General features: G+C 65.0%; 18 protein-coding genes and 3 tRNA genes. 12 read left to right on the top strand and 9 right to left on the bottom strand.

Features of this window, described 5'->3' with window-relative positions; all coding sequences use genetic code 11:
- The first annotated feature begins 72 nt into the window (after window positions 1–72).
- Window positions 73–2,325, top strand: a complete 2,253-nt coding sequence (locus tag CCR84_RS00370; protein ID WP_201208953.1) for a diguanylate cyclase domain-containing protein — start codon at window positions 73–75, stop codon at window positions 2,323–2,325.
- 7 nt (window positions 2,326–2,332) lie between these two features.
- On the opposite strand, the gene CCR84_RS00365 is transcribed toward CCR84_RS00370, so the two are convergent.
- The 3 genes from CCR84_RS00365 to fdxA form a co-directional block, all read right to left on the bottom strand.
- Window positions 2,333–4,006: an AMP-binding protein gene (locus tag CCR84_RS00365; RefSeq protein WP_201208952.1), complete on the bottom strand. Its 1,674-nt coding sequence runs from the start codon at window positions 4,004–4,006 to the stop codon at window positions 2,333–2,335.
- Between the two features lie 19 nt (window positions 4,007–4,025).
- A complete protein-coding gene (locus tag CCR84_RS00360; RefSeq protein ID WP_201208951.1) occupies window positions 4,026–4,478 on the bottom strand; it encodes a CBS domain-containing protein in 453 nt (150 codons plus the stop codon).
- A 141-nt stretch (window positions 4,479–4,619) separates the two neighbouring features.
- Entirely contained in the window at window positions 4,620–4,943 is a 324-nt protein-coding gene (gene fdxA, locus CCR84_RS00355) for a ferredoxin FdxA (RefSeq protein ID WP_201208950.1), read from the bottom strand.
- Window positions 4,944–5,321: 378 nt separating this feature from the next.
- Here fdxA and trxA point away from each other — a divergent pair, with 378 nt between their 5' ends.
- The 9 genes from trxA to CCR84_RS00310 all read left to right on the top strand — a co-directional run bounded on the left by trxA (window position 5,322) and on the right by CCR84_RS00310 (window position 17,475).
- Window positions 5,322–5,648, top strand: a complete 327-nt coding sequence (gene trxA / locus CCR84_RS00350; RefSeq protein ID WP_201208949.1) for a thioredoxin TrxA — start codon at window positions 5,322–5,324, stop codon at window positions 5,646–5,648.
- A gap of 367 nt (window positions 5,649–6,015) precedes the next feature.
- A complete protein-coding gene (gene rho, locus CCR84_RS00345; protein ID WP_201208948.1) occupies window positions 6,016–7,272 on the top strand; it encodes a transcription termination factor Rho in 1,257 nt (418 codons plus the stop codon).
- Window positions 7,273–7,411: 139 nt separating this feature from the next.
- Window positions 7,412–7,627 carry a 50S ribosomal protein L31 gene (rpmE, locus tag CCR84_RS00340; RefSeq protein WP_201208947.1) on the top strand — a complete coding sequence of 72 codons (216 nt, stop codon included), beginning with the start codon at window positions 7,412–7,414 and terminating at the stop codon, window positions 7,625–7,627.
- A 194-nt stretch (window positions 7,628–7,821) separates the two neighbouring features.
- Complete coding sequence (locus CCR84_RS00335) at window positions 7,822–9,480, top strand: ArnT family glycosyltransferase (protein ID WP_201208946.1); 1,659 nt, start codon at window positions 7,822–7,824, stop codon at window positions 9,478–9,480.
- 217 nt (window positions 9,481–9,697) lie between these two features.
- Window positions 9,698–10,240 (top strand): flavin reductase family protein, encoded by a 543-nt coding sequence (locus tag CCR84_RS00330; protein WP_201208945.1) that lies wholly within the window; start codon window positions 9,698–9,700, stop codon window positions 10,238–10,240.
- A 230-nt stretch (window positions 10,241–10,470) separates the two neighbouring features.
- Window positions 10,471–12,906, top strand: a complete 2,436-nt coding sequence (locus CCR84_RS00325) for an arylsulfatase (RefSeq protein ID WP_201208944.1) — start codon at window positions 10,471–10,473, stop codon at window positions 12,904–12,906.
- Window positions 12,903–14,177 carry an anaerobic sulfatase maturase gene (locus tag CCR84_RS00320; protein WP_201208943.1) on the top strand — a complete coding sequence of 425 codons (1,275 nt, stop codon included), beginning with the start codon at window positions 12,903–12,905 and terminating at the stop codon, window positions 14,175–14,177. Before CCR84_RS00325 ends, CCR84_RS00320 begins: the two co-directional genes overlap by 4 nt.
- The gene (locus tag CCR84_RS00315; protein ID WP_201208942.1) at window positions 14,174–15,142 is read left to right on the top strand and encodes a SphA family protein; all 969 of its coding nucleotides are present in this window, start codon (window positions 14,174–14,176) and stop codon (window positions 15,140–15,142) included. Before CCR84_RS00320 ends, CCR84_RS00315 begins: the two co-directional genes overlap by 4 nt.
- A gap of 134 nt (window positions 15,143–15,276) precedes the next feature.
- The gene (locus CCR84_RS00310) at window positions 15,277–17,475 is read left to right on the top strand and encodes a patatin-like phospholipase family protein (protein WP_201208941.1); all 2,199 of its coding nucleotides are present in this window, start codon (window positions 15,277–15,279) and stop codon (window positions 17,473–17,475) included.
- Window positions 17,476–17,774: 299 nt separating this feature from the next.
- On the opposite strand, the gene CCR84_RS00305 is transcribed toward CCR84_RS00310, so the two are convergent.
- Both CCR84_RS00305 and CCR84_RS00300 read right to left on the bottom strand, forming a co-directional pair.
- Entirely contained in the window at window positions 17,775–19,898 is a 2,124-nt protein-coding gene (locus CCR84_RS00305; RefSeq protein WP_201208940.1) for a putative bifunctional diguanylate cyclase/phosphodiesterase, read from the bottom strand.
- Window positions 19,899–19,961: 63 nt separating this feature from the next.
- Window positions 19,962–20,246, bottom strand: coding sequence for a hypothetical protein (locus CCR84_RS00300; RefSeq protein ID WP_201208939.1), 285 nt, complete (start codon window positions 20,244–20,246; stop codon window positions 19,962–19,964).
- Window positions 20,247–20,465: 219 nt separating this feature from the next.
- Here CCR84_RS00300 and CCR84_RS00295 point away from each other — a divergent pair, with 219 nt between their 5' ends.
- The gene (locus CCR84_RS00295) at window positions 20,466–22,013 is read left to right on the top strand and encodes a PAS domain-containing protein (protein ID WP_201208938.1); all 1,548 of its coding nucleotides are present in this window, start codon (window positions 20,466–20,468) and stop codon (window positions 22,011–22,013) included.
- A 62-nt stretch (window positions 22,014–22,075) separates the two neighbouring features.
- Here the strand turns inward: CCR84_RS00295 and CCR84_RS00290 are convergent, their stop codons facing one another.
- From CCR84_RS00290 to CCR84_RS00275, 4 genes are all read right to left on the bottom strand, one after another.
- The gene (locus tag CCR84_RS00290) at window positions 22,076–22,792 is read right to left on the bottom strand and encodes a response regulator transcription factor (RefSeq protein WP_201208937.1); all 717 of its coding nucleotides are present in this window, start codon (window positions 22,790–22,792) and stop codon (window positions 22,076–22,078) included.
- A 543-nt stretch (window positions 22,793–23,335) separates the two neighbouring features.
- Window positions 23,336–23,411, bottom strand: a tRNA-His gene (locus CCR84_RS00285).
- An 8-nt stretch (window positions 23,412–23,419) separates the two neighbouring features.
- Window positions 23,420–23,496: transfer RNA gene (locus CCR84_RS00280), tRNA-Arg, on the bottom strand.
- Between the two features lie 74 nt (window positions 23,497–23,570).
- Window positions 23,571–23,647 (bottom strand) — tRNA-Pro (locus CCR84_RS00275).
- Window positions 23,648–23,877: 230 nt separating this feature from the next.
- On the opposite strand from CCR84_RS00275, the gene dksA reads away from it, so the two are divergent.
- A complete protein-coding gene (gene dksA, locus CCR84_RS00270) occupies window positions 23,878–24,297 on the top strand; it encodes an RNA polymerase-binding protein DksA (protein ID WP_201208936.1) in 420 nt (139 codons plus the stop codon).
- Window positions 24,298–24,578 lie beyond the last annotated feature (281 nt).

The raw sequence follows: 24,578 nt of genomic DNA, 5'->3' as shown, positions 1-24,578 counted from the left end.
GCTCGAACTCGCGCGCTGGGCGCGGCGAGTCCGCTTCGGCTGGGACAAGGGCGGCGCGCGCGGCGGCAGAAGATGAACGCGAGGACAAGCCCCGATCGCAGGAGCGTCGCGGGCCTGTCGCTGCCCGAGTTCCCTGCCCCCGAGCCGACGGGACCGTTCGCCGGGACCCGCTACCGCAGCGCGATCGTCGGCAGCTACGCGCTGATCGCCGCGCTGGTGTCGCTGTCGTACTTCTGGCAGGCAGCGCAGATCGATGCGAGCGTGAGCGCACTGGCGCATGAACGCGGCACCGTGCTCTTCCGCCTGATCGAACTGACGCGCGACTGGAACGCGCAGCACGGCGGCGTCTATGTGCCGGTGACCGGGGAAACGCAGCCGAACCCGTACCTCGAGCTGCCGCGCCGCGACGTGACCACCACCGACGGCCAGCAGCTGACCCTGGTCAATCCGTCGTTCATGACGCGGCAGATCTCCGAACTCGCCGCCCAGGCCGACGGCGTGCGCTTTCACATCACCAGCGAAAAGCTGGTGCGGCCGGCGAACAAGGCCGACCCCTGGGAGGCCGAGTCGCTGCGCGCCTTTTCTGCCGGGCAGATGTCCGAGCGCCTCGACTTCTTCGCCGCCGGCGGTGGCATCCTCGACGAGCCCGTGCACCGCTACATGGCACCCTTGCGCATCAAGGAGGCGTGCCTGAAGTGCCACGACCAGCAGGGCTACCGGATCGGCGACGTGCGCGGCGGCATCTCGATCACGATGCCGGCCGGCTCGCTGCTCGACTCCGCTGCGCGGCAGCGCACGCGGCTGGCGCTCGCTTCGCTCGCCGCCTGCGCGCTGCTCGGCGCCCTCGCCCACCTCGCGCTGTGGCTGTTCCGGCGCAACCTGTCGGTCTGGCAGGCGCGCGAACGCCTGCAGACGCTCGAAACGATCACGCGCGACCAGGAGGCGCTGATCGCCCAGCGCACGCAGGAACTGTCGACCGCGAATGCGGCGCTGGCGGCCAAGGTCGCCGAGGCCGAAAGCGCCTTGCACCAGCTCGAGGAAAGCCAGGCGAGCTACCGCAGCGTGGTCGAAGCCAGCCAGAACGGAATCATCGTGCTGCGCAACGACGAGATCGTCTTCGTCAATGCGCGCATGGAAGAGATCCTCGGCCGCCGCGGCGCGGACATCATGAAGATGGGCCTGGCCGGCATCCTCGGCAGCGAGGAGCGTGCCATCGTCGCCGAGCGCCAGCACCGGGGCCAAGGCGTGGTGGAGAGTCTCCGCGTGCGCCTGCAGCACAAGGACGGACTCGTGCGCAGGACCGCCGACGTCCAGGTCGGCGTGTGGCAGGCAGTCGATGGGGCCACGCACCTGGTGCTCAACTTCAAGGACGTCACCGCGAAGCTGTCGGCCGAGCACGACCTGGCGATTGCCGGCGCCGTCTTCGAACGCGCCGCCGAAGGCATCCTCGTCACCGACCGCGATGGGCGCATCGTCCATGTCAATCCGGCATTCACCGTGCTCACCGGCTACAGCGTCGCCGAAGCCATCGGCAACACGCCGCGACTGCTCAAATCAGGGCAGCACGACGCGGCTTTCTACGCGCAGATGTGGAACGAACTGCTGCAGGACGGGCGCTGGGAGGGCGAAATCTGGAACCGGCGCAAGAACGGCGATGTTTTCGCCGAATCCCTGCGCATCGCGCGGATTCCGGCGGACGAGTCATGGGACGGCGGTTTCGTCGCCACCTTCAACGACATCACCCTGCGCAAGGAGGCCGAAAACCTGATCCGCCACCAGGCGAACCACGACCCGCTCACCAACCTGGCCAACCGCCGCCTGTTCGACAAGCGTCTGGAGATGGCGCTGACCCGTGCGCGGCTATGCCGGAGCCCACTCGCGCTGCTCTACATGGACCTCGACCACTTCAAGGAAGTCAACGACACGTTCGGCCATGCGACGGGCGACGCGCTGCTGCGCGAAGCCGCGCAACGCATGCTCCGTTGCGTGCGTTCCGACGACACCGTGGCGCGCTTCGGCGGTGACGAGTTCGCGATCATCCTCGGCGAGTTACGACAGCCGCAGGACGCCTTCGACGTCGCGCGCCGGATGCTCGAGGCGCTCGCCCGGCCGTTTGCGCTCGATGGCCGGCGGGTGCTGATCAGCGCCAGCATCGGCATCGCGCTGCACCCGGAGGACGGCGCAGAAGCGGCGAACCTGCGCGCGCGCGCGGACGCCGCGCTCTACGCTGCCAAGGCGGCCGGTCGCAACTGCTGGCGCGGCGGCGAGCCGGGCGCAGCCTTGCCGGCCGCCACGACGGACGCCGAGGCAGCGGCGGAATCCTGAAACCCGCTCAGGGTCGCGGCGGTTCGTCGCGCAGCGCGCGGCGCAGGATCTTGCCGACCGTGCTCTTCGGCAAGTCGTCGCGGAATTCGATGAGACGCGGCACCTTGTAGCGCGTCAGGTTCCTGCGGCAGTGCTCGATCAGCGACTTCTCGCTCAGTGCGGGATCCTTCCTGACCACGAAGATCTTGACCGTCTCGCCCGAATGCGCGTCGGGAACGCCGACCGCAGCGACCTCGCGGACGCCGGGATGCAGCGCGACGACGTCCTCGACCTCGTTCGGGTACACGTTGAAACCCGAGACGAGGATCGTGTCCTTCTTGCGGTCGACGAGGTGGATGAAGCCGCGCTCGTTCATCACGGCGATGTCGCCGGTGCGCATGAAGCCGTCGGCCATGAAGACCTTGGCGGTTTCGTCGGGGCGCCGGTAGTAAGCCTTCATCACCTGCGGTCCGCGCACGCACAACTCGCCCGGCGTACCGAGCGGCAGGTCGCGGCCGTCGTCGTTGCGGATCACCACCTCGGTCGAGGGCAGCGGCAGGCCGATCATGCCGTTGAATTCGGCAAGGTCGAGCGGGTTGATGGTCACCGCCGGCGAGGTCTCGGTGAGTCCGTAGGCCTCGATCAGCGGCTTGCCGGTCAGCTTCTGCCAGCGCTCGGCGACGGCCTTCTGCACCGACATGCCGCCGCCGAGCGCGACCTTGAGCGCGCTGAAATCGAGCCTGGCAAAGCCGTGGTCGTTCATCAGCGCGTTGAACAGGGTGTTCACCCCGATGAGGATGGTGAAGCGGTACTTCGCCAGTTCGGCGACCATCGCGGGGACGTCGCGCGGATTGGTGATCAGCAGGTTGCTCGCGCCGATCTTGATGAAGGTGAAGCAGTTCGCGGTCAAGGCGAAGATGTGATAAAGGGGGAGGACGGTGACGACCAGTTCGTCGCCCTCGCTCAGAACCGGCCTGATCCACGCGTGCGCCTGCGTCAGGTTGGCGAGCATGTTGCCGTGCGAGAGGACGGCCCCCTTGGCGACGCCGGTGGTACCGCCGGTGTATTGCAGGAAGGCCGTGTCGTCGGGGCCGACTGCGACCGGCCGGAAGCCGGCAGCGGCGCCCTGCGCGAGCGCCGTCGTGAAGCGGGTGACCGGCGCCAGGCGCCAGCGCGGCACCAGCCGCCTGACGTACTTGACGACGAAATTGACGATCGCCCCCTTCGGGAAGCCGAGCAGATCGCCCATGCGCGCCATCACCACGTGGCGGATATCGGTCGCGGCGATCGCACGCTCCAGGGTGCGCGCAAAGTTCTCCAGGATGACGATCGCCACCGCGCCCGAATCCTTGAGCTGGTGTTCGAGTTCGCGCGGCGTGTACAGCGGGTTGCAGTTGACGACGACGTAGCCGGCGCGCAAGGCGCCGAGCATCGCCACCGGATACTGCAGCACGTTCGGCATCATGATCGCCACGCGCGCACCGCGCGGCAGTTCGAGCACCGACTGCAGGTAAGCCGCAAAGCGCAGCGACAAGGTATCGACTTCGCCGTAGCTGAGCTTCGCCCCCATGTTGATGAAGGCGACCCGGTCGCGGTGACGCTCGACGCTGCTGGCGAACAAGGCGCCGAGCGAAGGGAATTCGCCGAGGGCGACGTCGGCAGGAACGCCGGCCGGGTAACTGCTCAGCCAGATCCGTTCCATGGCGCGTCGCTGCAGCGGATCAGTCGGCGCTCTTTTCGGCCTCCGGCCAGTTGCGGATGTAGTTCTTGAGCACCAGGTTCTCGAAGCTCTGCTCTTCGAGCACCGCCTTGGCGACATCGTGGAAGGTGATGACGGTGAGCAGCTTGCCGTCCTCGAACACCGGGACGAAGCGCATGCGTTGGTCGACCATGAGGCGACGCAGGTCGTCGAGCTCCATCTCCGGCGTGCTGCTGACCGGGTCGGTGACCATGAACTCGCTGACCTTCCTCGACAGCGCCTGCGCCGGACTGGCGTGCAGGGCGAGCAGCAGTTCGCGGAAAGTGAGCATGCCGGCAAAACGATCGCCCTCGAGCACGGCCAGCCAGCCGAGGTCGTGCTCGGCCATGATCCGGATCGCGTCGGCGAGCGTCTGCTGCGGCTCGATGGTGAACAGCCCCGGCCCCTTGACGCGCAAAATTTCCCTTACCTGCATGATCACTCCTCTCGTTGTTGATCGACCGGCACGGCGACCGGCCTCCTCGACCCGCTCGGCCGCAGAAAGACACCCGTCGCGAAATCTTATTCGATCCGGGGACGCAGCGAAAGCCGCCGCCGGCAGCGCCACGGCGCCTGATCAGCGTTGCAGCAGTCCGCGTTTGTCCGGCTTGCCGTTCCATTCGTCGGCATCGGGCAATGGCGCCTTGCGCGAAGTCAGCACCGGCCACTGCGCGGCGAGTTCGGCATTGAGCGCGATGAAGGCGAGTTGCGCCTCGGGGACGTCGTCCTCGGCCATGATCGCCTCGGCCGGACACTCGGCGACGCACAGGGTACAGTCGATGCACTCCGCAGGATCGATGACCAGGAAGTTTGGCCCTTCATGGAAACAATCGACGGGACAGACGTCGACACAGTCGGTGTACTTGCACTTGATGCAGTTCTCGGTGACCACATAGGCCATAGTGACTCCTCCGGAGGGTGCGTGAGGCTGCTGAAGTCTCGGGCAGTGTCGGGCAGCCTGCACGGCCGGCTGTCCGGGCTCGCTTCCCTTGCTCGAATTTTTTCGCTAGCATACCGCGCTGACCGATCGATCGTAAGGTGCCTGTCTTTCAGAAGCACCGCGCTCTTTGCGAACCATTCGACGCGCACCAGCGCCGACGGTTCCGACTTTTCTGCCTGCCGTCCCCGGCCCGGCTGTCGTCATGACGCCCTCCCCTCGTGGAACACCGGCGACACCCTGCCCCGGCAGCGTGCAGATGCCTCAATGCCCGTAAGTTGAACCTGCCGACGCTGTCGGCGCATCCCCGACAATCCCCTATTCCGCGAAAGGCCCTTTGCAATGAGCGAGCACATTCTCCATGTCACCGACGACAGTTTCGAGACCGACGTCCTGCAATCGACGCAGCCGGTCCTGGTCGATTACTGGGCGGACTGGTGTGGCCCCTGCAAGATGATTGCGCCGATCCTCGACGAGGTCGCCAAGGACTATGCCGGGCGCCTCAAGGTCGCCAAGCTGAACATCGACGACAATCAGAAGACGCCGGCGGGCTACGGCATCCGTGGCATCCCGACGCTGATGATCTTCAAGAACGGCAACGTCGAGGCGACGAAGGTCGGCGCACTGTCCAAGTCGCAGCTGACGGCGTTCATTGACAGCGCTCTCTGAACTCGATAACCTCATCAACTGATCGCGCGGCGCCCGGCAGCAGGCCGGGTCCGGTCCCCGACCCAGTCGCCGCGCGCGTCCCGCCGATCCAGAGCGACTCCAGAGCGACTTTTCCTGGCTCTGACGCCTCCCCGTAACCACGGAGCTGCGCTGTAACGAGCGCGGCCAGGACGGCGACAATCCCCACTTCGCACTCCACTTTTTCTCTCCAGAGACTGTTTCCTGCGTCGCCCGCAGCCGACTTCCGGCGTGACCGTGTCGACCGTGTCCCGATTGGATCCGGCCTGTCGTCCCGACACGAGCAGAAAGCCCGGCCGCGAGTCGCCTCCCCCGCCCGCATCCTCACCCTCTTCCCGTTCGACCTCCCATGCACCTCTCCGAACTAAAAGCTCTGCACGTCAGCCAACTTCTCGAGATGGCAGTCGCCAACAATATCGAGGGTGCCAACCGCCTGCGCAAACACGAGCTGATCTTCGCTCTCCTGAAGAACCAGGCCAAGAAGGGTGAGACCATCTACGGCGACGGCGCGCTGGAAACGCTGTCGGACGGCTTCGGCTTCCTGCGCTCGCCCGACACCTCGTACCTGGCCAGCACCGACGACATCTACGTCAGCCCGAGCCAGATCCGCCGCTTCAACCTGCACACCGGTGACACCATCGAGGGCGAGATCCGCACGCCGAAGGAAGGCGAACGCTACTTCGCGCTGGTCAAGGTCGACCGCATCAACGGCCAGCCGCCCGAGGCGTGCAAGAACAAGATCCTGTTCGAGAACCTGACGCCGCTGCACCCCGACGAGCACCTGCGCCTCGAACGCGACATGCGCGCGGAGGAAAACATCACCAGCCGCGTCATCGACATCATCGCGCCGATCGGCAAGGGACAGCGCGGTCTGCTCGTCGCCAGCCCGAAGAGCGGCAAGACAGTGATGATGCAGCACATCGCGCACGCGATCACGGCGAACCACCCGGACGTGATGCTGATCGTGCTGCTGATCGACGAGCGTCCCGAGGAAGTCACCGAGATGCTGCGCTCGGTGCGCGGCGAAGTGGTCGCCTCGACCTTCGACGAACCGGCGACGCGCCACGTGCAGGTCGCCGAAATGGTGATCGAGAAGGCCAAGCGCCTGGTCGAGCACAAGAAGGACGTGGTCATCCTGCTCGACTCGATCACGCGCCTGGCGCGCGCCTACAACACGGTGCAGCCGGCTTCGGGCAAGGTGCTCACCGGCGGCGTCGACGCCAATGCCCTGCAGAAGCCGAAGCGCTTCTTCGGCGCCGCGCGCAACGTCGAGGAAGGCGGCTCGCTGACCATTATCGCCACCGCGCTGATCGACACCGGCAGCCGCATGGACGAGGTGATCTACGAGGAATTCAAGGGCACCGGCAACATGGAAATCCACCTCGACCGGCGCATGGCCGAGAAGCGCGTGTATCCGGCGATCAACGTGAATCGCTCGGGCACCCGGCGCGAGGAACTGCTGTTGAAGCCCGACGTGCTGCAGAAGATGTGGGTGCTGCGCAAGCTGCTCTACAACATGGACGACCTCGACGCGATGGAATTCCTGCTCGACAAGATCCGCTCGACCAAGAACAACGGCGAGTTCTTCGACGCGATGCGTCGCTGAACCGCATCTCCCTACCCACCCTGCCCGATAATCGGCCGGAATGCCGGCCTTGCGTCCGGCCGAAAAAACCCGGATAATCACGGGCTTCACTGAATCCGCCGCGTGCGCCGGCAGAACCGAACGAGAGAAAGACCAAGCCATGAAGACTGACGGCCATCCCGCTTACAACGAAATCCAGGTGACCTGCTCCTGCGGCAACACCTTCACCACCCGCTCGACGATGAAGAAGGCGCTGAACATCGAAGTCTGCGCTGCCTGCCATCCGTTCTACACGGGCAAGCAGAAGATCGTCGACACCGCCGGTCGCGTCGAGAAGTTCAACCAGAAGTACGGCGCAATGCGCAAGTCTTCCTGATTCGGCACGCCTTCCCGACAAGACGGAAGGCACCTCCGGCAAGCCCAGGGGCAGTTCCTGCCCCCGAATCGCCGGAAAACGTGAAGGCAGCCCCCAGGGCTGCCTTTTTCGTTGCGCCGCGGCCGGAGGCGGTGGCGCGCTGCCGCTGACCGGACTGCCACCAGCGACGGCAACAAATCGACGATAATTCGGCCATGCCGGAATTCCCCCGACCACCACGCTTGCAGGGCATCACGCTGCCGCCGCGCGGCTGGCCACTGGCCGTCCTGCTCGCGCTCTACCTGCTGCCCGGACTGATCGGCCACGACCCGTGGAAGGTCGACGATGCGGCGGCGTTCGGTGTCGTCCGCGACATGCTCCTGCGCGGGCACTGGCTGACTCCGTCGATCGCCGGACAGCCGACCTTAGAGGCACCGCTCTACTACTGGATCGCAGCGACACTCGGCCAACTCGTCGCCTGGCTCGGCGCCGGCCTGCTGCCGCTGCACGATGCGGTGCGGCTGACCAGCGCCGCTTTCTCGCTGCTCATCCTCGGCTTCACCCATCTGGCTGCGCGCGCGCTGCACGGCCGTGACTACGCGGTCGCCGCGCCGCTGATCCTCGCCGGCAGCATCGGTTTCCTCATCCACACGCACGAGATCCAGCCGATGCTGCTGCCACTCGCGGCGCACGCCGCCGCCTACTGGGCGCTGGCAATGCTCGACCGGCGCCCGTGGGCGGCAGGCGCCGCGTTCGGCGCGGCCCTCGGCGTGGGCGTCCTCGGCGGCGGACTGGCCGCGATGGCCGTGCTGCTGCCGGTTGCGCTGATCGCCTTCGCGCTGAGCGAGGCAAAGCGGAGGACCGGACCCGCACTCCTCGCCGGCCTGCTGCTCGCGCTCGCGCTGCTCGCGCTGTGGCTGCTGCCGCTGGCGATCCAGCACCCGGCCTGGCTGGCCGCGTGGCTTGCTGCCGAACTCGCCCAGTTCGGCAGTCCGCAGCGTCCCCTCGCCAACGCGCTCGGCTACCTGAACCTGCTGCCCTGGTACGCGTGGCCGGCCTTGCCGCTTGCCGCCTGGACACTCTGGTCGAAGCGTCGCCAGCTGGCGACGCCGGAACTGGCGCTGCCGCTCGCCGGCTTCGTCCTGCTCTGGCTGGGGCTGTGCTTCACCTGGGAGGCACGAAGCGTGCCGGCGCTGCTGTTGCTGCCGCCGCTGGTGCTGCTCGCCGTCCCCGGCGTCTCCTCGCTGCGCCGCGGTGCCGCCAATGGCTTCGACTGGTTCGCGATGATCACCTTCACCCTCCTCGCCGCCCTGCTCTGGGCGGGCTGGAGCGCGATGGTGTTCGGGCTGCCGGCACGGCTGGCCAAGCAGGTGGTCCGTCTCGAACCCGGCTTCGTCGGCAGCTTCGACGGGCTGGCGTTCGCCGTCGCCGTGCTCGCCTGCCTCGCCTGGCTGTGGCTGATCGTCACCAGCGCGCGCTCGCCTTTCCGCGGCATGACGCATTGGGCAGCCGGCGTCACGCTGTTCTGGCTGCTGGCGAGCACCCTGTGGCTGCCTTGGGTCGATTACGGCAAGACCTACCGACCGCTGGCGCAGGCGCTGGCCCGGGCGCTGCCGGCCGGACACGGCTGCATCGCCGGCGCCGGACTCGGCGAAGCGCAACGCGCGTCGCTCGACTACTTCGCCGGCATCGTCACCGTCCCGCGCGAATCGGCCGCAGGACGCCGCTGCGACCTCCTGCTGGTGCAGGGATCCGGACGCGGCACGGTGGTTTCGCCTGGGCCTGCATGGAGCAAGGTCTGGGAAGGCTCGCGACCGGGGGACCGTAACGAGAAGTTCAGGCTATACCGGCGCAGCGCGGCTGCGGCCAACTGAGGGGACCGAACAGCTGCCGCGGCTGGGCATGTCGCTGCAGCGTCCCTTGCCCGCTCCCGTGGCGAGCACCCGCACAAATGCCATGTGATTAACCCCGGCCCCGCTGCTATGATTTCGGCAAGCCTGCCGCAGTCCCGCCAAAGCTGAATGCCGGTCCTTGCCGGCGGCGAATCTCCCCCTCGCTCGGGCGAGGTCAGCACGACCCGGAGGTGCCCGCATGCAGCCCTTGGACCTGAACAAGGCTTTCACGCTGATCGAACCGGGGCCGGTGGTACTCGTGACCACCCACGACGGACAAGGCCCCAACGTCATGACCATCTCCTGGACCATGGTGGTCGATTTCACACCGCTGTTTGCGCTCACCACGGGCCCGTGGAATCACTCCTTCGCCGCCTTGCTCAAGCAGCGGGAGTGCGTCATTGCCGTTCCCGGCGTCGACCTGCTGGACAAGGTGGTCGGCATCGGAACCTGCTCGGGGGCCGACACGGACAAGTTTGCCAGGTTCGGGCTCACCCCCGTGCCGTCCACGCTGGTCAGGCCGCCCTTGATCAAGGAGTGCCTCGCCAACATCGAGTGCAAGGTGATCGACATCATCACCCGGCACAACATCGTCGTCTTGCAGGGCGTTGCCGCCTGGATCGATGGCGAACGCGAGGAGAAGCGCACGTTTCACGCGGTGGGTGACGGAAGCTTCATCGTCGACGGGGGCAGGATCGAGCGCAAGAAGATGATGGCCGCCAAGATCCCGCCGGGCGTCTAGAACGTGCCTGGAGCGGCTCGTCGAGACCTGCCTGGACTCACTCAAGCGCCGTCCCGCGGCCCGCTGCCCGCCCTTGCCCTGCATCGATGTCAACGCGACGAGCGGGTTGCAGGCTTGAAAGTTCAAAGCTCAGCAACTATGACAAACAGAAGTCCCGCAAAACGCGGAAGTAAAGTCCCGCCCGGGACCTGACCGGCCAAGCTCGAATCCTCATAGCGGAAGGATCAGTCATGAACCAGCAGAGAGCAAGCTTGCGGCGTGCCGCCGCATTGACCGCGACGGGATCGGCACTGGCGGCAGGGACGCTGCTGGGTGGCGGCGCCGCAGCGCAGGAGGTACTCCCCGCACCGCCCGCCCCCTTCAAGGGGCAGATCGGGCTGAGCACCAAGGACTCGACGCCCGACTTCCCGCAGCAGGTGCACGCGCCTCAGGGCGCGCCCAACATCGTGGTGGTGCTGCTCGACGACGTCGGCTTCGGCGCCTCCAGCACCTTCGGCGGCCCGATCGACACGCCGACCCTCGAGCGCCTGGCGCAGCGCGGACTGCGCTACAACCAGTTCCACACCACCGCCCTTTCTTCGCCCACCCGCGCCGCCCTGCTCACCGGACGCAATCACCACTCGGTGCATACCGGCAACATCACGGAATTTGCCACCGGCTTCCCGGGCTACGACAGCCTGATGGGCAAGGACACCGCGACCATTGCCGAGATGCTGCGCCAGCATGGCTGGAACACCGCCTGGTTCGGCAAGAACCACAACGTGCCCGACTGGCAGACGAGCCAGGCCGGGCCCTTCGATCGCTGGCCGACCGGGCTCGGATTCGACAAGTTCTACGGCTTCGTCGGCGCCGAGACCAGCCAGTGGCGCCCCGCCGTGTTCGACGGCACCAAGCCGATCGAGCCCTACCTCGGCAAGCCGGACTACCACTTCGACTACGACATGGCCGATCAGGCCATCGAATGGGTGCGCAACCAGAAGGCCGTGGCCCCCGACAAGCCTTTCTTCCTCTACTACGCGCCCGGAGCCACCCACTCGCCGCACCAGCCCAGGAAGGAATGGATCGCGAAATACAAGGGCCAGTTCGACCAGGGCTGGGACCGACTGCGCGAACAGACCTTCGCCCGGCAGAAGAAGCTGGGCATCGTCCCGGCCAACACGAAGCTGACCGAGCGCACACGCGGAATACCGGCCTGGGACTCGCTCAATGCCGAGCAGAAGCAGCTCTACGCCTACATGATGGAGGTCTACGCCGGCTATCTTTCGCAGACCGACTACAACGTCGGCCGCGTCCTCGACGCGATCGGGCAGATGGGCCAGATGGACAACACGCTGGTCGTCTACATGGTCGGCGACAACGGCGCCAGCAGCGAGGGGGGACTGCAGGGCTCGCTCAACGAGATGGCCTTCATGAACATGATCCCGGAAGACTACAAGGAGGTCCTCAAGCACAAGGACGACCTGGGCACCTGGAAGACGCACAACCACTATCCGGTGGGTTGGGCGCACGCGATGAACACGCCGATGCAATGGGTCAAGGCCGTGGCCTCGCACTACGGCGGCACGCGCAACGGCATGGTCATCTCGTGGCCGGCGCGGATCAGGGATCAGGGCGGCATCCGCTCGCAGTGGCACCACACCATCGACATTGTGCCGACCCTCCTCGAAGTCACCGGCTTGCAGCAGCCCTCCTCGGTCAACGGGGTGGCGCAGAAACCGATCGAGGGGGTGAGCATGGCCTACACTTTCGACCAGCCCGACGCCCCTTCCACGCGCCGCACGCAGTATTTTGAAATTTTCTCCCTGCGCGGCATCTATCACGATGGCTGGGTAGCCTGCATCACGCCACCGGCGGCGATCTGGGAGGACACGAGCAAACGTCCGCTGCTCGATGTGATCAGCGACCCCAAGTGGGAGCTGTATCACGTCGCTGAAGACTTCAGCGAGGCGATCAACCTCGCCGACAAGCGCCCCGACAAGCTGCGCGAACTGCAGCTCCTGTTCTACGCCGAGGCCGCCAGGTATGGCGTGCTCCCGCTCGACGACCGTGGCATGGAACGCCTCGACCCGGCATCGCGCCCGAGCCTCACCCGCGGACGCAGCGAGTTCAGCTACTACGGGAGCGTCACCCGCATTCCCGAAGCGGCGGCCCCCGACATCAAGAACAAGTCCTACCGCATCGCCGCGAACGTGGTCCTGCCGACCGGCAGCGAACGAGGCGTCGTCGTCACCCACGGCGGACTGTCCGGCGGCTACGCACTGCTGTTCGAGAATGGCAGGCCGGTGTTCCACTACAACCTGGCCAACGTCGCCCACTACCGCGTCGCCGCCAGGGATCCGCTGTCGCCGGGCAGGCACAGCGTCGTCGTCGACTTCGCTTATGACGGAGGCGGCGTCGGCAAGGGCGGTACCGCCACCCTCAGCGTTGACGGCCAGGAGGTCGCCAAGGGGCGGATCGAGCGCACCACCCCGTTCCGCTACTCACTGGATGAAACCTTCGACGTCGGCGCCGACACGGGGACACCCGTGAACCTGGACTACGACGTCCCATTCACATTCTCGGGCGAGATCGAGAAGGTGCAGGTGAAGCTCGGGGAAGCCGGACTCCGTGCCGCGGATCGGCAGAGACTGCAGGACATGGAGCAGCAGGCGATGGCAACACAATGAGCGCAGCTGATCAGCCACAAGGCATGCACGTCCTGGCCAAGCCGATCGGGCCGGCGTGCAACCTCAAGTGCGAATACTGCTTCTACCTGGAAAAGCGGGCCTTGTTCGGCGCCGGCGAGCGCTGGCGCATGCCGGACGAGGTCCTGCGCGCCTACATCGACCAGTACGTCTCCTCCCAGCCGACGCCGGTGGTCGAATTCGTCTGGCAGGGCGGCGAGCCGACACTGCTCGGGGTGGATTATTTCCGCCGCGTGGTCGAACTGCAGCAGTCCCATGCGGACCGGAAGACGATCGCCAACTCGCTGCAGACCGACGGCACCCTGCTCGACGACGAATGGTGCACTTTCCTGAAGGAGCACGACTTCACGGTCGGCATCAGCCTCGACGGCCCGCAGGCGATCCACGACCGCTATCGCCGCGACCGGAAAGGCGCCGGGAGCTTCGCACGGGTGATGCAGGGGCTCCGGCGCCTGCAGAAGCACGGGGTGCGCTACAACGTGCTCGCCTGCGTCGCCCGCGACACGGCCAGGCGGCCGCTCGAGGTGTACCGCTTCCTGAAGGACGAGGGGGTCGAGTTCATCCAGTTCTCGCCGGTCGTCGAGCGCCAGCCCGACGCGCGCAGCCTCCGCCACGGCCTGAAACTCGCAAGCCCCGCGTCGCCGGACCGGCCCGCCGAGCAGACCGCGGTGACCCCGTGGTCGGTGCTTCCCGAGGACTACGGCGACTTCATGATCTCCGTCTTCGAGGACTGGGTTTGCCACGACGTGGGCAAGGTCTTCGTCATGAACTTCGAATGGGCGCTCAATGCCTGGATCGGCAACCCCTCGCCCGTCTGCATCCACGCGCAGCAATGCGGCCGCTCGCTCGCGATCGAGCACAACGGCGATGTCTATGCCTGCGATCACTACGTCTATCCGGAATGGCGGCTCGGCAACATCCTCACCGATCAACTGCCGGACATGATCGAACGCTCGCTACGCTCCGGTTTCGGCGTCGCCAAGGAGACTGCGCTGCCACGCGCGTGCAGGCAGTGTGAAGTCGTGGCAGCCTGCCGCGGCGGCTGTCCGAAGCATCGCTTCGCGACCACCCCCGAGGGCGAAGCGGGACTGCATTACCTCTGCGCGGGATACAGGAAGTTCTTCCTCCACATCCGCAAGTACCTGCGCGCAATGACGCAACTGCTGGCAATGGGCCTGCCGGCCTCGTACGTGATGGATGCGATCAAGGGACCGCTGTTGATCAGGCTCAATGACGAGGTGAAGCAATCATGAAGACGAAACGCAGCAGGCAGAACCGCTGCCTGTCCGCGACGCTCGCGCTCCTTGCCGGCACGGCGCTCGGCCTCGCCGCGCCGACGGTGCGGGCCGACGAGGGCGGGATGGGCGTCTGGCTACCCGGCATGTACGGCAGCCTCGCGGCAACACCGGCGGCGCCGGGCTGGTCGCTGGGAGCCATCTACTACCGCACCTCCGTCGATGCGAGCGCCACCAGGCAATTCCCGATCGGCGGCGGGTTCACGGCCGGCCTCGACGCCCAGCTCGACCTCCTCATGCTGGTGCCGACCTATGTCTTCGCCGACCCCGTGCTCGGCGGACAGGCGGCGCTCAGTGTGGCGGGCATCTACGGCCACTCCGAGGTTTCCGGCACGCTCACCGGGCCGCGCGGCAGGACGCTGCTGTCCGGGGACGATTCGCTGACGGCGTTCGGCGATCTCTTTCCCTCTGCCTCACTGCGCTGGAACGACGGCAAGCACAACTACCTCGCCTACGGCATGCTCGGCGTTCCGGTGGGCAGCTACCGGACCGGCCGCCTCGCCAACCTCGGCAGCAATCACTGGTCGATCGATGCGGGTGGCGGCTACACCTACTTCAACCGGAGCAGCGGCCGCGAGTTCTCGGTGGTGGCAGGCCTAACCTGGAACTTCGAGAACCCCGACACCGACTACCGGAACGGCGTCGACGCCCACATGGACTGGGGCGCCTCGCAGTTCCTCTCCCCGCGCTGGCATGTCGGACTGGTCGGCTATTTCTACGATCAGCTCTCGGGGGACAGCGGCGCCGGCGCACGCTTCGGCGACTTCAAGTCGCGGGTCGCGGGAATCGGGCCGCAGCTGGGCTACCTCTTTGCGCTCGGCGACAAGCAGGCCTATGTGAACCTCAAGGGCTACCACGAGTTCGGCGCGAACCACCGCCCTGACGGCTGGAACGTCTGGCTCACGCTTTCCCTGCCGCTGTGAGCTTGAAGGAGCCGATCGCCTGCATGCTTCCTGCGGGCGGGCTTCCGGGCAGCAGGAGAAAAGTCCCCGTTCGGCCGCCCATCGACAGGCAGGAAAACCGGCGAAACTCGAAGTGCCCGGGGAGCGGGTGATACATGAACGGCAGATCCCGCATTTGCAGGCTTGGGCTGGCCGCCCTGCTGCTCATCGCCTCGCTGGCACAAGCCAGCGAAGCGACGCGTCCGCGCATCGGCCTGGTGCTCGGTGGCGGCGGTGCGCGTGGAGCGGCGCACATCGGTGTGCTCGAAGTACTGGAAAGGCTGCGCGTTCCGGTCGATTGCATCGCGGGAACCAGCATGGGGGCGCTGGTTTCCGGTGCTTACGCCGCCGGCCTCTCCCCTGCCGAGATGCGCAGCGAACTGGCGAAGGCCGACTGGAACGACATGTTCCAGGACAACCCGCCGTATTCCGAAATCAACTACCGCAACAAGGAGATTTCGACGCGCTTCATGCCCGGCTCGGAAACAGGCGTCGGCGAGAAGGGGGTCGCTTATCAGCGCGGCGTGGTGTCGGGACAGAAGATCAAGCTGTTCTTCAACCGCCTGGTGGGTTCGGACCTGGGCGAGCGCAGCATAGAGTCGCTGCCCTTGCCGCTGTCGATCATCGCCACCGACATCGGCAACGGCGAAAAGGTCGTCTTTCGTGACGGCAGTCTGACCAAGGCGATGCGCGCGAGCATGTCGGTTCCGGGAATGATGGCGCCGGTCGAGCACCAGGGTCACAAACTGGTCGATGGCGGACTGGTCGACAACCTGCCGATTGCCGAAGCGCGCGCACGTTGCCGGGCCGACATCGTCATCGCCGTCAACGTCGGTTCGCCGCTGCTGAAGGCGGATGAGGTCGGCTCGCTGCTCACCGTCTCGATGCAGATGGTCAATATCCTCACCGAACAGAACGTCACCCATTCGCTGGCCTCGCTGCAAGCGGGCGACATCTACATCAAGCCCGATCTGGAAGGAATCAGCGCTGGCGATTTCTCCAGGACCTCGGAGACGGCCGATCGCGGCAGGGTCGCAGCGGAAGTCATCGCGGATCGGCTCAAGGCGTTTTCGGTGAGCGAGGAGCGCTACGCGGCGTGGTCGCAGAAACTTGCCTATTCCCGGCAGACAGCGCCAGGCATCGACGAAATCCAGGTCGCCGGACTGAAGACGATCAATCCGGCGGCGCTCGAACGACATCTGCGGGTCAGACCTGGCGACCGGATCGACGCCGCACGGCTCAATCAGGACATGTTGCGCGCCTACGGCGACGGCTGGTACGAAAGCATCGACTATTCGCTGCTCAGCGAGCGCGACCGCCACATCCTGCGCGTCTTGCCGGTGGAAAAGAGCTGGGGGCCCGATTACATGCGCTTTGGCGTGAGCCTCTACTCGGACTTCAAGCAGGACTCGTCCTTCACACTGCGCGCTGCCCACCACAAAACCTGGCTCAACACCTTCGGCGGGGAACTGCTCGCGGCCGCCGAAATCGGCCGCAGGAACGCCGTGGGCGTCGACCTGTATCAGCCGCTGGATCCCCGACAACGCTATTTCGTCGAGGCTTCGGCCTCCTACGCCCGGGAGAATTTCGGCGTCTATCAGGACGACGAGAAGTTCGCCGAGTACGCGAAGACGCAGCGCAACGTGTCGGTCGGTGCCGGCGTCAATGTCGGCCTGCTCGGCCAGTTGCGTGTCGGCTGGCGGCAGCGCTGGGTCGAGGCGAAGCTCGATACCGGACTGCCGACGGCGGCCTACCCCGAAACCACGAACAAATCCTGGGGTGGGGTGTACGCCGGGATCGATCTCGACCAGATGAATCGGCTCTATTTTCCGACCGAGGGCTGGTCTTCCCGGCTGGGCTATTTCAACTCGTCGGGCGCAGGCTACAGCAAGCTGCTGGCCGAGGTGAAGGCGGCCGAATCCTTCGGGGACTACGTGCTGAATGGAAGGCTCGGCTACCAGGGCTCGGCCAGAGGCAGCCTGCCCGTCCACGATGCCGCGACGCTGGGCGGCCTGAACAATCTGGCCGGATTCGCGCTGAATCAACTCATTGGCGACGACATCCGCTATGCCGGCCTGCGCCTTGAAAAGATCATCGGTCGCCTGCCGCTGGGACTGCGCGGCGACCTGCGCGCGGGCATCGCCCTCGAAACCGGCAAGGTCGGCCAGCCACTGACGGAGACCCGGCTCAGCGGGTGGATGAATTCGCTGTCGATCTATCTCGGTGGCGAGACGCCGCTGGGTCCGGTGTATCTCGGCTACGGCCGCTCCGACACGGGCGCGTCGAGCCTCTACCTGTTTCTCGGAACCCCCTGAAGTGAGTCGAGCGCGCGCGAAGAGCAGCGACTTTGCGCGGCACGATGCGACCCCGGATGGCCTGTTGGTCGGGCGCAAGTGCATTTCCGCCCTTGATTGCAGTCACCCTGGCAGGACTGCCCACTGCCCAGGCGAGCCACGACAATGCCGCAGCAGCTCATCAGGGGCAGGCACACGATCGCGATCTCAAACATCATTCATCTTCTTTTCCGGACGGCGCCTCGCCTTCGTCATGGCCTTCATTCCTCCGGAACTCGCCATGCGCGGGAGTGCGATCATTTGCAGGTTTCATGGGGTCTTCATGAGGCCGACAGCCGGCAATTGAAAGTGCGGGACGCTTGCAGCCGTTCACGGTTGCCAATGCTTCCGGCTGGCTCATGCTCCTGTTGCAAAAGGTCGAGCAGGTCCGGCAGGGACATCGGCCGCCCGTACAGGTAGCCCTGCGCAAAATCACAGCCCGCTCGGCGCAGCAGACGATGCTGTTCCAGGGTCTCGACGCCTTCGGCCACCACCCTCAGGCCAAGGCTGTGGCCCATGGCGATGATCGCCTCGCACAGGCTCAGTTCCCGGCTGTCCGGCCGCAAGTGGCGCACGAAGGAGCGATCGATCTTCAGGTAGTCGGTGGCAAACTGGTTCAGGTACGAGAGGCAGGAGTAGCCCGTGCCGAAGTCGTCGATGGCCACCTGCATGCCGGCGCTGCGGCATTCGTGCAGACGCTCCCTGACCCGGGCGTTGCCGTCGAGCAGCAGCCCTTCGGTGATTTCGAGAACGAGCGCCGAACCGGGTAGCCCCTGCGCAGCCAGTTCGCGACGATGGACGTCGATGGCGAAAGCGGGGGCCTGAAACTGGGCTGGCGAGACGTTGACGCTGACCTGAAACTCCGGGCAGCGTTCGCGCAGCGCGGGCAGAGCAGCGATCGCCTGGCGCGTGACCCAGCAACCGATGTCGTGGATCAGGCCCGTCTGCTCGGCGAGGGCGATGAAGGTGGCAGGACCGACGAGGCCTCGTTGCGGATGCCGCCAGCGCAGGAGCGCCTCGGCCTTGCGGATCTTGCCACTCTCGAGGCTGACGATCGGCTGGAAGAGCAGGAAGAACTGTTCCAGGTCGAGGGCTTGCCTGAGACCTTCGCTCAACTGCCTTCTTTCGAGCACCTCTTCCCGCATCGACGGCTGGAAATATTCGCAGCGATTCCCGCCCAGCGCCTTGGCAGCGCGCATGGCCATCTCGGCGTGCTGCAGGAGGTCGCCCGGCTGCGCGCTGCCGCCCGCGTGAAAGGCGAGGCCGGCACTGGCGCTGAGATGAATGCTTTCGCTGCCCACGACGAAGGCTTGCGCCAGGCCATGCAGGAGATCGTGCACCAGATCGTCGACCCACAGGCTGTCCGGCAACTCACCGAGGATGAGGGTGAATTCGTCACCTCCGGATCGAATCAGCGTGTCGCAGGCGCGCAGCGCCCCGCCCAGGCGGCGTGCGGCTTCACGCAGGACAAGGTCGCCCGCTGCGTGTCCGAGACTGGCGTTGACGGCGCTGAAGCGATCGAGGCCCAGCACCAGGCAGGCCAGGCTGCCTTGCCTGCGCCGATTCCGGGCAATCGCCCGGTTCAGGCGCTCGGCGAGTTGATGGCGATTGGGCAGGCCGGTGACGATGTCGTCGCGCAGTTTGTTGATGCGATTGATGATGCCGACGTAACTGGTGATCTCCCCGGCTTCGTCGTGCACCGCCGAGATCGAGAGTTGTTCCCGGTAGACCTCGCCATCCTTGTGGCGATTGGTGACTTCGCCGCGCCAATGCCTGGTCGTGTGCAGGGTTTGCCACATGTCGGCATAGACCGCGGCGGGGGTCAGTCCCGACCTCAGTTGTCCGGGGCTATTGCCGATCAGTTCGTCGCGGGTGTAGCCGGTGATTTCGCAGAACGCCCGATTGACATCGAGGATTTTCCTGCGCGCATCGGTGATCACCATGCCATCGCGCGAGACATCGAAAACGCTGGCGTTGCGGCGTAGCTGCGCCATGGCGCCATCGAGTTGTTGCCGTTCGGCCAGCAATTGCTCGATCCTGGCCAGTTTGTGCTGCAGCAGCGGCAGCTTCAGCGGTTTGTACAGGTAGTCGTCGGCACCAGCACTCAGTCCCTGGATGCGCGAATCGTCGTCGCCCTGCGCCGAAATCAGGACGATGGGCAGCCTGCCGTTCATCGCCCTGAGGCGCCGGGTCGCCTCGATCCCCCCCATGCCGGGCATCACCACGTCCATCAGGACGATGTCCGGCAAATCGGCCGTCTGACAGGCAAGCGCGGCTTCGCCATCGGCAGCCAGCAGCACGCGGTGTCCAAGTTGGTGCAGGAGCTTTTCCAGCAAGCCCCGGAAGAGGGCATCGTCATCGACGACCAGGATTGTCCGGCTGACCGAAAGAGTGCTCGTGGGCATGCTGCTTTCCATGGTTTTGGCCTGATGAGGAATCCCTTCCGCTGCTCGGGAGGCCGCGCCCGATCACGGGCACCCCTTGATGGGGAAATGGCATAACACCTGCTTTGTTTTGCTGTCGACCACCGTGACCACGATCAGCGCCTCATCATCGTGACCTACAAGACGCAGGGCAGCCTCGACGCCAGCGACCGGGCCGAGAATTTCTTCGACTTGCCGACGCGGGAGGAACTGGAAAGCAGGCTCCGTCGGAGCGCCTTTCCCGGCAGGGAGGCTGACATGGCCTGCGGACCTGGCGACCGTCCGGTCTGCCGAAGTCGGCGAGTCATCGTTGATGAGCAAGTGATCCATTCCGGGCTCTTTGAGCGCTTACGAGATGCCAATATGTTTTGCCGTCGGGACTTATCGAGCTGGCGTTCGGCAAACCGGCGGCTTGTGCTAATCTAGGGCCAATAAGTTTTTGATTATCTTCCAAATTTATCAGAATAAAGACGACAGAAAATCAGCCCGATCCGGTGTTTTCTTACCTGCCGGCGGGTATTTTTTCGCCAGAGCATGTGCCCGCCAAAGATGAAACCGATACGCACTCCCCAATTGCCCGGAGAATTGCTCGAAGATTGGCAATCCATCGTCGACCTGATCGTCCGCATGACCGGGGTCAAGGTCGGGCTGGTGATGCGGGTCGTCGAGGAGGACATCGCCGTCCTCGTCGCCAGCCGGACGGAAAACAATCCTTATCACGTCGGCGAGCGGGAGCACCTTGATGGCTCCGGCCTCTATTGCGAAAACGTCATCAAGCGCGGTCAACATCTGCTGGTCCCGGATGCCCTCGGGGACCCGGACTGGGATGACAACCCCGACCTGAAGTTTGGCCTGGTCTCCTACCTCGGTTTTCCGATTCACCTGCCCGATGGCGGCATCCTGGGCACGCTCTGCGTCCTCGACGACAAGGAAAACCATTACTCACCGGAAATCGTTTCCCTGATGTCGAAGATGCAGGCGCTGATCGAAAGTCAGTTGAGCCTGCTCGAGGAAAACCGGCAGCACCGGCTTTTTGCCAAGGAGTCCCTGTTACGGCGCATCCTCGACTCGGTCCCGGTCGCGCTGGCCTGCTGCAATTTCACCGGAGACTGGCCTCTCCTTTACCTGAACCAGCAGTTTTCGAAGATGCTGGGCTACTCGATCACCGATCTTGGGTCCTTGACCCGGTTGCTCCAGTTGACACCGGCCGACGGTGACGAAATCGATCAGTCATCCTGGCAGGAAGGCCTGGCCCGCCTGCAGCAACAACCCGGCCTACCCGAACAGAGGGAAATCCGGCTGCGCTGCCGTGATGGCCACTGCTGCGACGCCCTGCTCGGCGCCGTGCTCATCGAAGACCTGCTGATCATCACCCTGGTCGACATCAGCGAACGCAAGCATGCGGAGGCCCTGCTCAGGGAACGTGAAAGGCGCCTTGACCAGGTGTTGACCGCAGCGGGCCTGGGCTTCTGGGAGTGGGACATCCGCGCCGGCGGCGTCCTATTCGATGAGCGCGCGCTCGCCATGGTCGGACGCGAGCAGGAAACTACGCTGAACAGCTACGACGACTGGCTGCAGAACGTTCATCCGGAAGACACCGACGCGGTCTGTGCCGCCTTGCAGGATTATCTCGACGGCAATAAGGCGAGCTTCGAAGTGGAATACCGCCTGCGCCATCTGGAAGGGCACTGGGTCTGGGTTCTCGATCGCGGCAAGGTCGTTGCGCGCGATCGACACGGACAAGCGCTGCGCATGACCGGGACGTCCCAGGACATCAGTCATCGCAAGCAGTTGGAAAATGAATCTGCACACCTCCTGCGCCAGATCACGAGCCTGATGCACGAGGCGCTCAACCAGCGCGGCGAACGGGTGAGCACCTCAGCGGCTGGCGAGGCCAGCCCGCTCGCCAGCCTGACCCGCCGGCAGAAGGAAGTCCTGCGCCTGGTCGCCTCGGGCCTGACCTCGGCCGAAATCGCCAGACAGCTGAACATATCCACCGACACCGTCGACACCCATCGCCGCGACCTGATGCGCAAACTCGACATCCGCAGCGTCGCCGGTCTGACCAAGATCGCCATCGAGGAGGGCTTGTTGTGAAGGACGAAGATGCGCAAGGCAGCCAGCATCGGCCGGGGTAAGCCTCCCGGCTGCGCGCGGCCTCAGGAGATCATGCGCACCGGCGCACAGAGGCGGTAGCCCTCCTTCCAGAGTGACCTGATCGCTGGCTCGGGGCTCCCCACGCTGTGAAGCTTTTTCTTGAGGCGGGAAACACGGACTTCCAGGCAGGCCTTGCTCCGCCCGTCAGGGTCGAGCTGCAGTAGTTCCTGCAGGCGCCGGTAAGGAACCTGGCGCTCGGGAGCCTCGGCCAAGGTTTTGAGCAAGAGCATTTCCGGATGACTCAGCGTCAGGTTGCCGGCCGGCCCGGCAAGCTCGAGGCGCGCGGGGTTGACGCTGACTTGCGCGGCCTGCTCGCGTCCGTGACTGACCCGACGCACGATGTTGTTGACCACGATGGCCAGCTCGGGCGGGGAAACGGGTTTGCTCAGGTAGATGTCGGCCCCGCTGACGTAGCCCCGGATGCGGTCTTCGACGGCAGCACTGGCGCTCAGCACGAGGATGTGCATGCCAGGATGGGTAGCGCGCATGCGCTTCGTGATGCCGTAGCCGTCCCCACCCGGCAGGTCGAGGTCGAGCACCATGAGGTCCGGCGTCGTGCACGCCAGGTAAGCGTCGAGATCGTCGGCCAAGGCAAAGCCGCTTACGAGATGCCCCATGCGGGAGAGGAAATCGACAAACAGATCACGTCGATCGGCGCCATCTTCGACGATTGCGATCGTGAGCCCGAGTTGCCGGATCTCAGCGCGCATGCTGCTCATTCAAGCACCTGCCATTCACCAAATCCCGCGAAGTCCTGCTCTGCCGAAGCCGTATCGGCGCCCAAGTGATCCATCCCGCACTCCTCAAGTGTTCCCAGCATGCGGCACGGCTGGCGCGCCCCGAGCGAGGCGAATCGTCGCGCGGTGCTACGCCGAAACCACAACATGCTGATTCTGATGATAATTTATCAAAACCAGCAAACCAGACAATCATCCCGGTCCGGTGTTTTCTTACCCGCCGGCAGGTATTTTCATGTCGCAGAATTCGCCCGTGCGATGAAACCGTTACCTGCTCCCCGAGTGTCCGGAGAATCAAGGCAGGATTGTCAGTCGCGCCGAGCGCGGAGAAAAGTTCTCAGGTGCCGGCCACGGGCGAGGGCCGGACGGATCGATTCGCAGCCAGGCTTCCCGGGCGAAAGGAGCCGGGTGAACACGCCGCCCAGCATCTTGGGAAAACAGCCACGGCATCGTGGGAGGTTTAGGAAGTTCGCCGGGCGCACCAAGAAAAAAGCCCCGCAGACCATGGTCCGCGGGGCTTTTGTTTGGGGCGACATACCGGGATCGAACCGGTGACACCTGGAATCACAATCCAGTGCTCTACCAACTGAGCTAATGCCGCCATTGTTCTGGCGCGCCCGGCGAGACTCGAACTCACAACCCCCGGCTTAGAAGGCCGGTGCTCTATCCGGTTGAGCTACGGGCGCACAGGCCTGAATAAACCAACCGATCGGGTCGCGGTGTTCAACATGCCCGCCGAACCTTCGGGTTCTTGCTTTACTGGTCGGGGTGAAAGGATTCGAACCTTCGACCCTCTGATCCCAAATCAGATGCGCTACCAGGCTGCGCTACACCCCGAAGAAGCGCGAATTCTACCGACACTCTCCGCGGAACGCAAGCCCGGACAGCGCTAAAATTGATATGATGCACTGGACATCCACCGTCGTGACGCAGAAAGACTCCGCGCCCTCCGGGTCGATAGTGCCGGCGAACGTCATCGACGCATGCCGAGGGGGACATCGCTTGCAGCCTACCGGCGATTCTGATATTAAGTCGCCTTTCGCAAAAAACAACGGGTTCATCAGACCATGCCAGAAGATCAAAAATCCTTCGTCCCCTACGTTGCAGAGCCGGGCGAGGAATACATGAACGCCAAGCAGCTGGCTCACTTCCGTGCCATTCTCAACGGCATCAAGGGCGGCCTCATCACCGACATCGAGCGGACGGTGCACACGATGCAGGACGAAGCGACCGTCTTCGCCGACCCGAACGACCGTGCCAGCCAGGAAACCGACATCGCGATCGAACTGCGCAACCGTGACCGCGAGCGCAAGCTGATCAAGAAGATCGACGAGGCGCTGGCAACCATCGAGGCAGGCGACTACGGTTACTGCGCCAGTTGCGGCGTCGAGATCGGCATCAAGCGGCTGGAGGCACGTCCGACGGCAACGCTGTGCATCGACTGCAAGACGCTCGAGGAAGTCCGCGAAAAACAGGTCGCCAAGTAAATTCAGCGCCTGGAAGACGCTGCGCGCTCGCGCGCAGCGCGCAACAAAAAAGGGACGCCGAAGCGTCCCTTTTTTGTTGCCACGAGTTGCCCGAAACCGCGGCGGCGCTGCCGCCGCGGCCGGCAAGGCGCTTAACCCGGGTTTAACAGCTACTTTAAACTTTCCTTGTAAAACATAGTCTTGCGTTAAAAATTTTTCGCGAGTGGCACTACATGTGCTTTTCGCGAAGGGATGGCAGCTCAGTCGACGCGTTTTTTGGTGCCTCCGGGCAAGTGGTCGAG

The organism is Rhodocyclus purpureus (assembly GCF_016653115.1).
Taxonomy (GTDB): Bacteria; Pseudomonadota; Gammaproteobacteria; order Burkholderiales; family Rhodocyclaceae; genus Rhodocyclus; species Rhodocyclus purpureus.
This window is presented reverse-complemented; position numbering and strand designations above follow the sequence as displayed.

What these genes read in the sequence shown, in the direction of transcription:
- CCR84_RS00370 (WP_201208953.1), top strand. Translation starts at nt 73, where the DNA reads ATGAACGCGAGGACAAGCCCCGATCGCAGGAGCGTCGCGGGCCTGTCG.
- CCR84_RS00365 (WP_201208952.1), bottom strand. Translation starts at nt 4,006, where the DNA reads ATGGAACGGATCTGGCTGAGCAGTTACCCGGCCGGCGTTCCTGCCGAC.
- CCR84_RS00360 (WP_201208951.1), bottom strand. Translation starts at nt 4,478, where the DNA reads ATGCAGGTAAGGGAAATTTTGCGCGTCAAGGGGCCGGGGCTGTTCACC.
- fdxA (WP_201208950.1), bottom strand. Translation starts at nt 4,943, where the DNA reads ATGGCCTATGTGGTCACCGAGAACTGCATCAAGTGCAAGTACACCGAC.
- trxA (WP_201208949.1), top strand. Translation starts at nt 5,322, where the DNA reads ATGAGCGAGCACATTCTCCATGTCACCGACGACAGTTTCGAGACCGAC.
- rho (WP_201208948.1), top strand. Translation starts at nt 6,016, where the DNA reads ATGCACCTCTCCGAACTAAAAGCTCTGCACGTCAGCCAACTTCTCGAG.
- rpmE (WP_201208947.1), top strand. Translation starts at nt 7,412, where the DNA reads ATGAAGACTGACGGCCATCCCGCTTACAACGAAATCCAGGTGACCTGC.
- CCR84_RS00335 (WP_201208946.1), top strand. Translation starts at nt 7,822, where the DNA reads ATGCCGGAATTCCCCCGACCACCACGCTTGCAGGGCATCACGCTGCCG.
- CCR84_RS00330 (WP_201208945.1), top strand. Translation starts at nt 9,698, where the DNA reads ATGCAGCCCTTGGACCTGAACAAGGCTTTCACGCTGATCGAACCGGGG.
- CCR84_RS00325 (WP_201208944.1), top strand. Translation starts at nt 10,471, where the DNA reads ATGAACCAGCAGAGAGCAAGCTTGCGGCGTGCCGCCGCATTGACCGCG.
- CCR84_RS00320 (WP_201208943.1), top strand. Translation starts at nt 12,903, where the DNA reads ATGAGCGCAGCTGATCAGCCACAAGGCATGCACGTCCTGGCCAAGCCG.
- CCR84_RS00315 (WP_201208942.1), top strand. Translation starts at nt 14,174, where the DNA reads ATGAAGACGAAACGCAGCAGGCAGAACCGCTGCCTGTCCGCGACGCTC.
- CCR84_RS00310 (WP_201208941.1), top strand. Translation starts at nt 15,277, where the DNA reads ATGAACGGCAGATCCCGCATTTGCAGGCTTGGGCTGGCCGCCCTGCTG.
- CCR84_RS00305 (WP_201208940.1), bottom strand. Translation starts at nt 19,898, where the DNA reads ATGCCCACGAGCACTCTTTCGGTCAGCCGGACAATCCTGGTCGTCGAT.
- CCR84_RS00300 (WP_201208939.1), bottom strand. Translation starts at nt 20,246, where the DNA reads ATGGATCACTTGCTCATCAACGATGACTCGCCGACTTCGGCAGACCGG.
- CCR84_RS00295 (WP_201208938.1), top strand. Translation starts at nt 20,466, where the DNA reads ATGAAACCGATACGCACTCCCCAATTGCCCGGAGAATTGCTCGAAGAT.
- CCR84_RS00290 (WP_201208937.1), bottom strand. Translation starts at nt 22,792, where the DNA reads ATGAGCAGCATGCGCGCTGAGATCCGGCAACTCGGGCTCACGATCGCA.
- dksA (WP_201208936.1), top strand. Translation starts at nt 23,878, where the DNA reads ATGCCAGAAGATCAAAAATCCTTCGTCCCCTACGTTGCAGAGCCGGGC.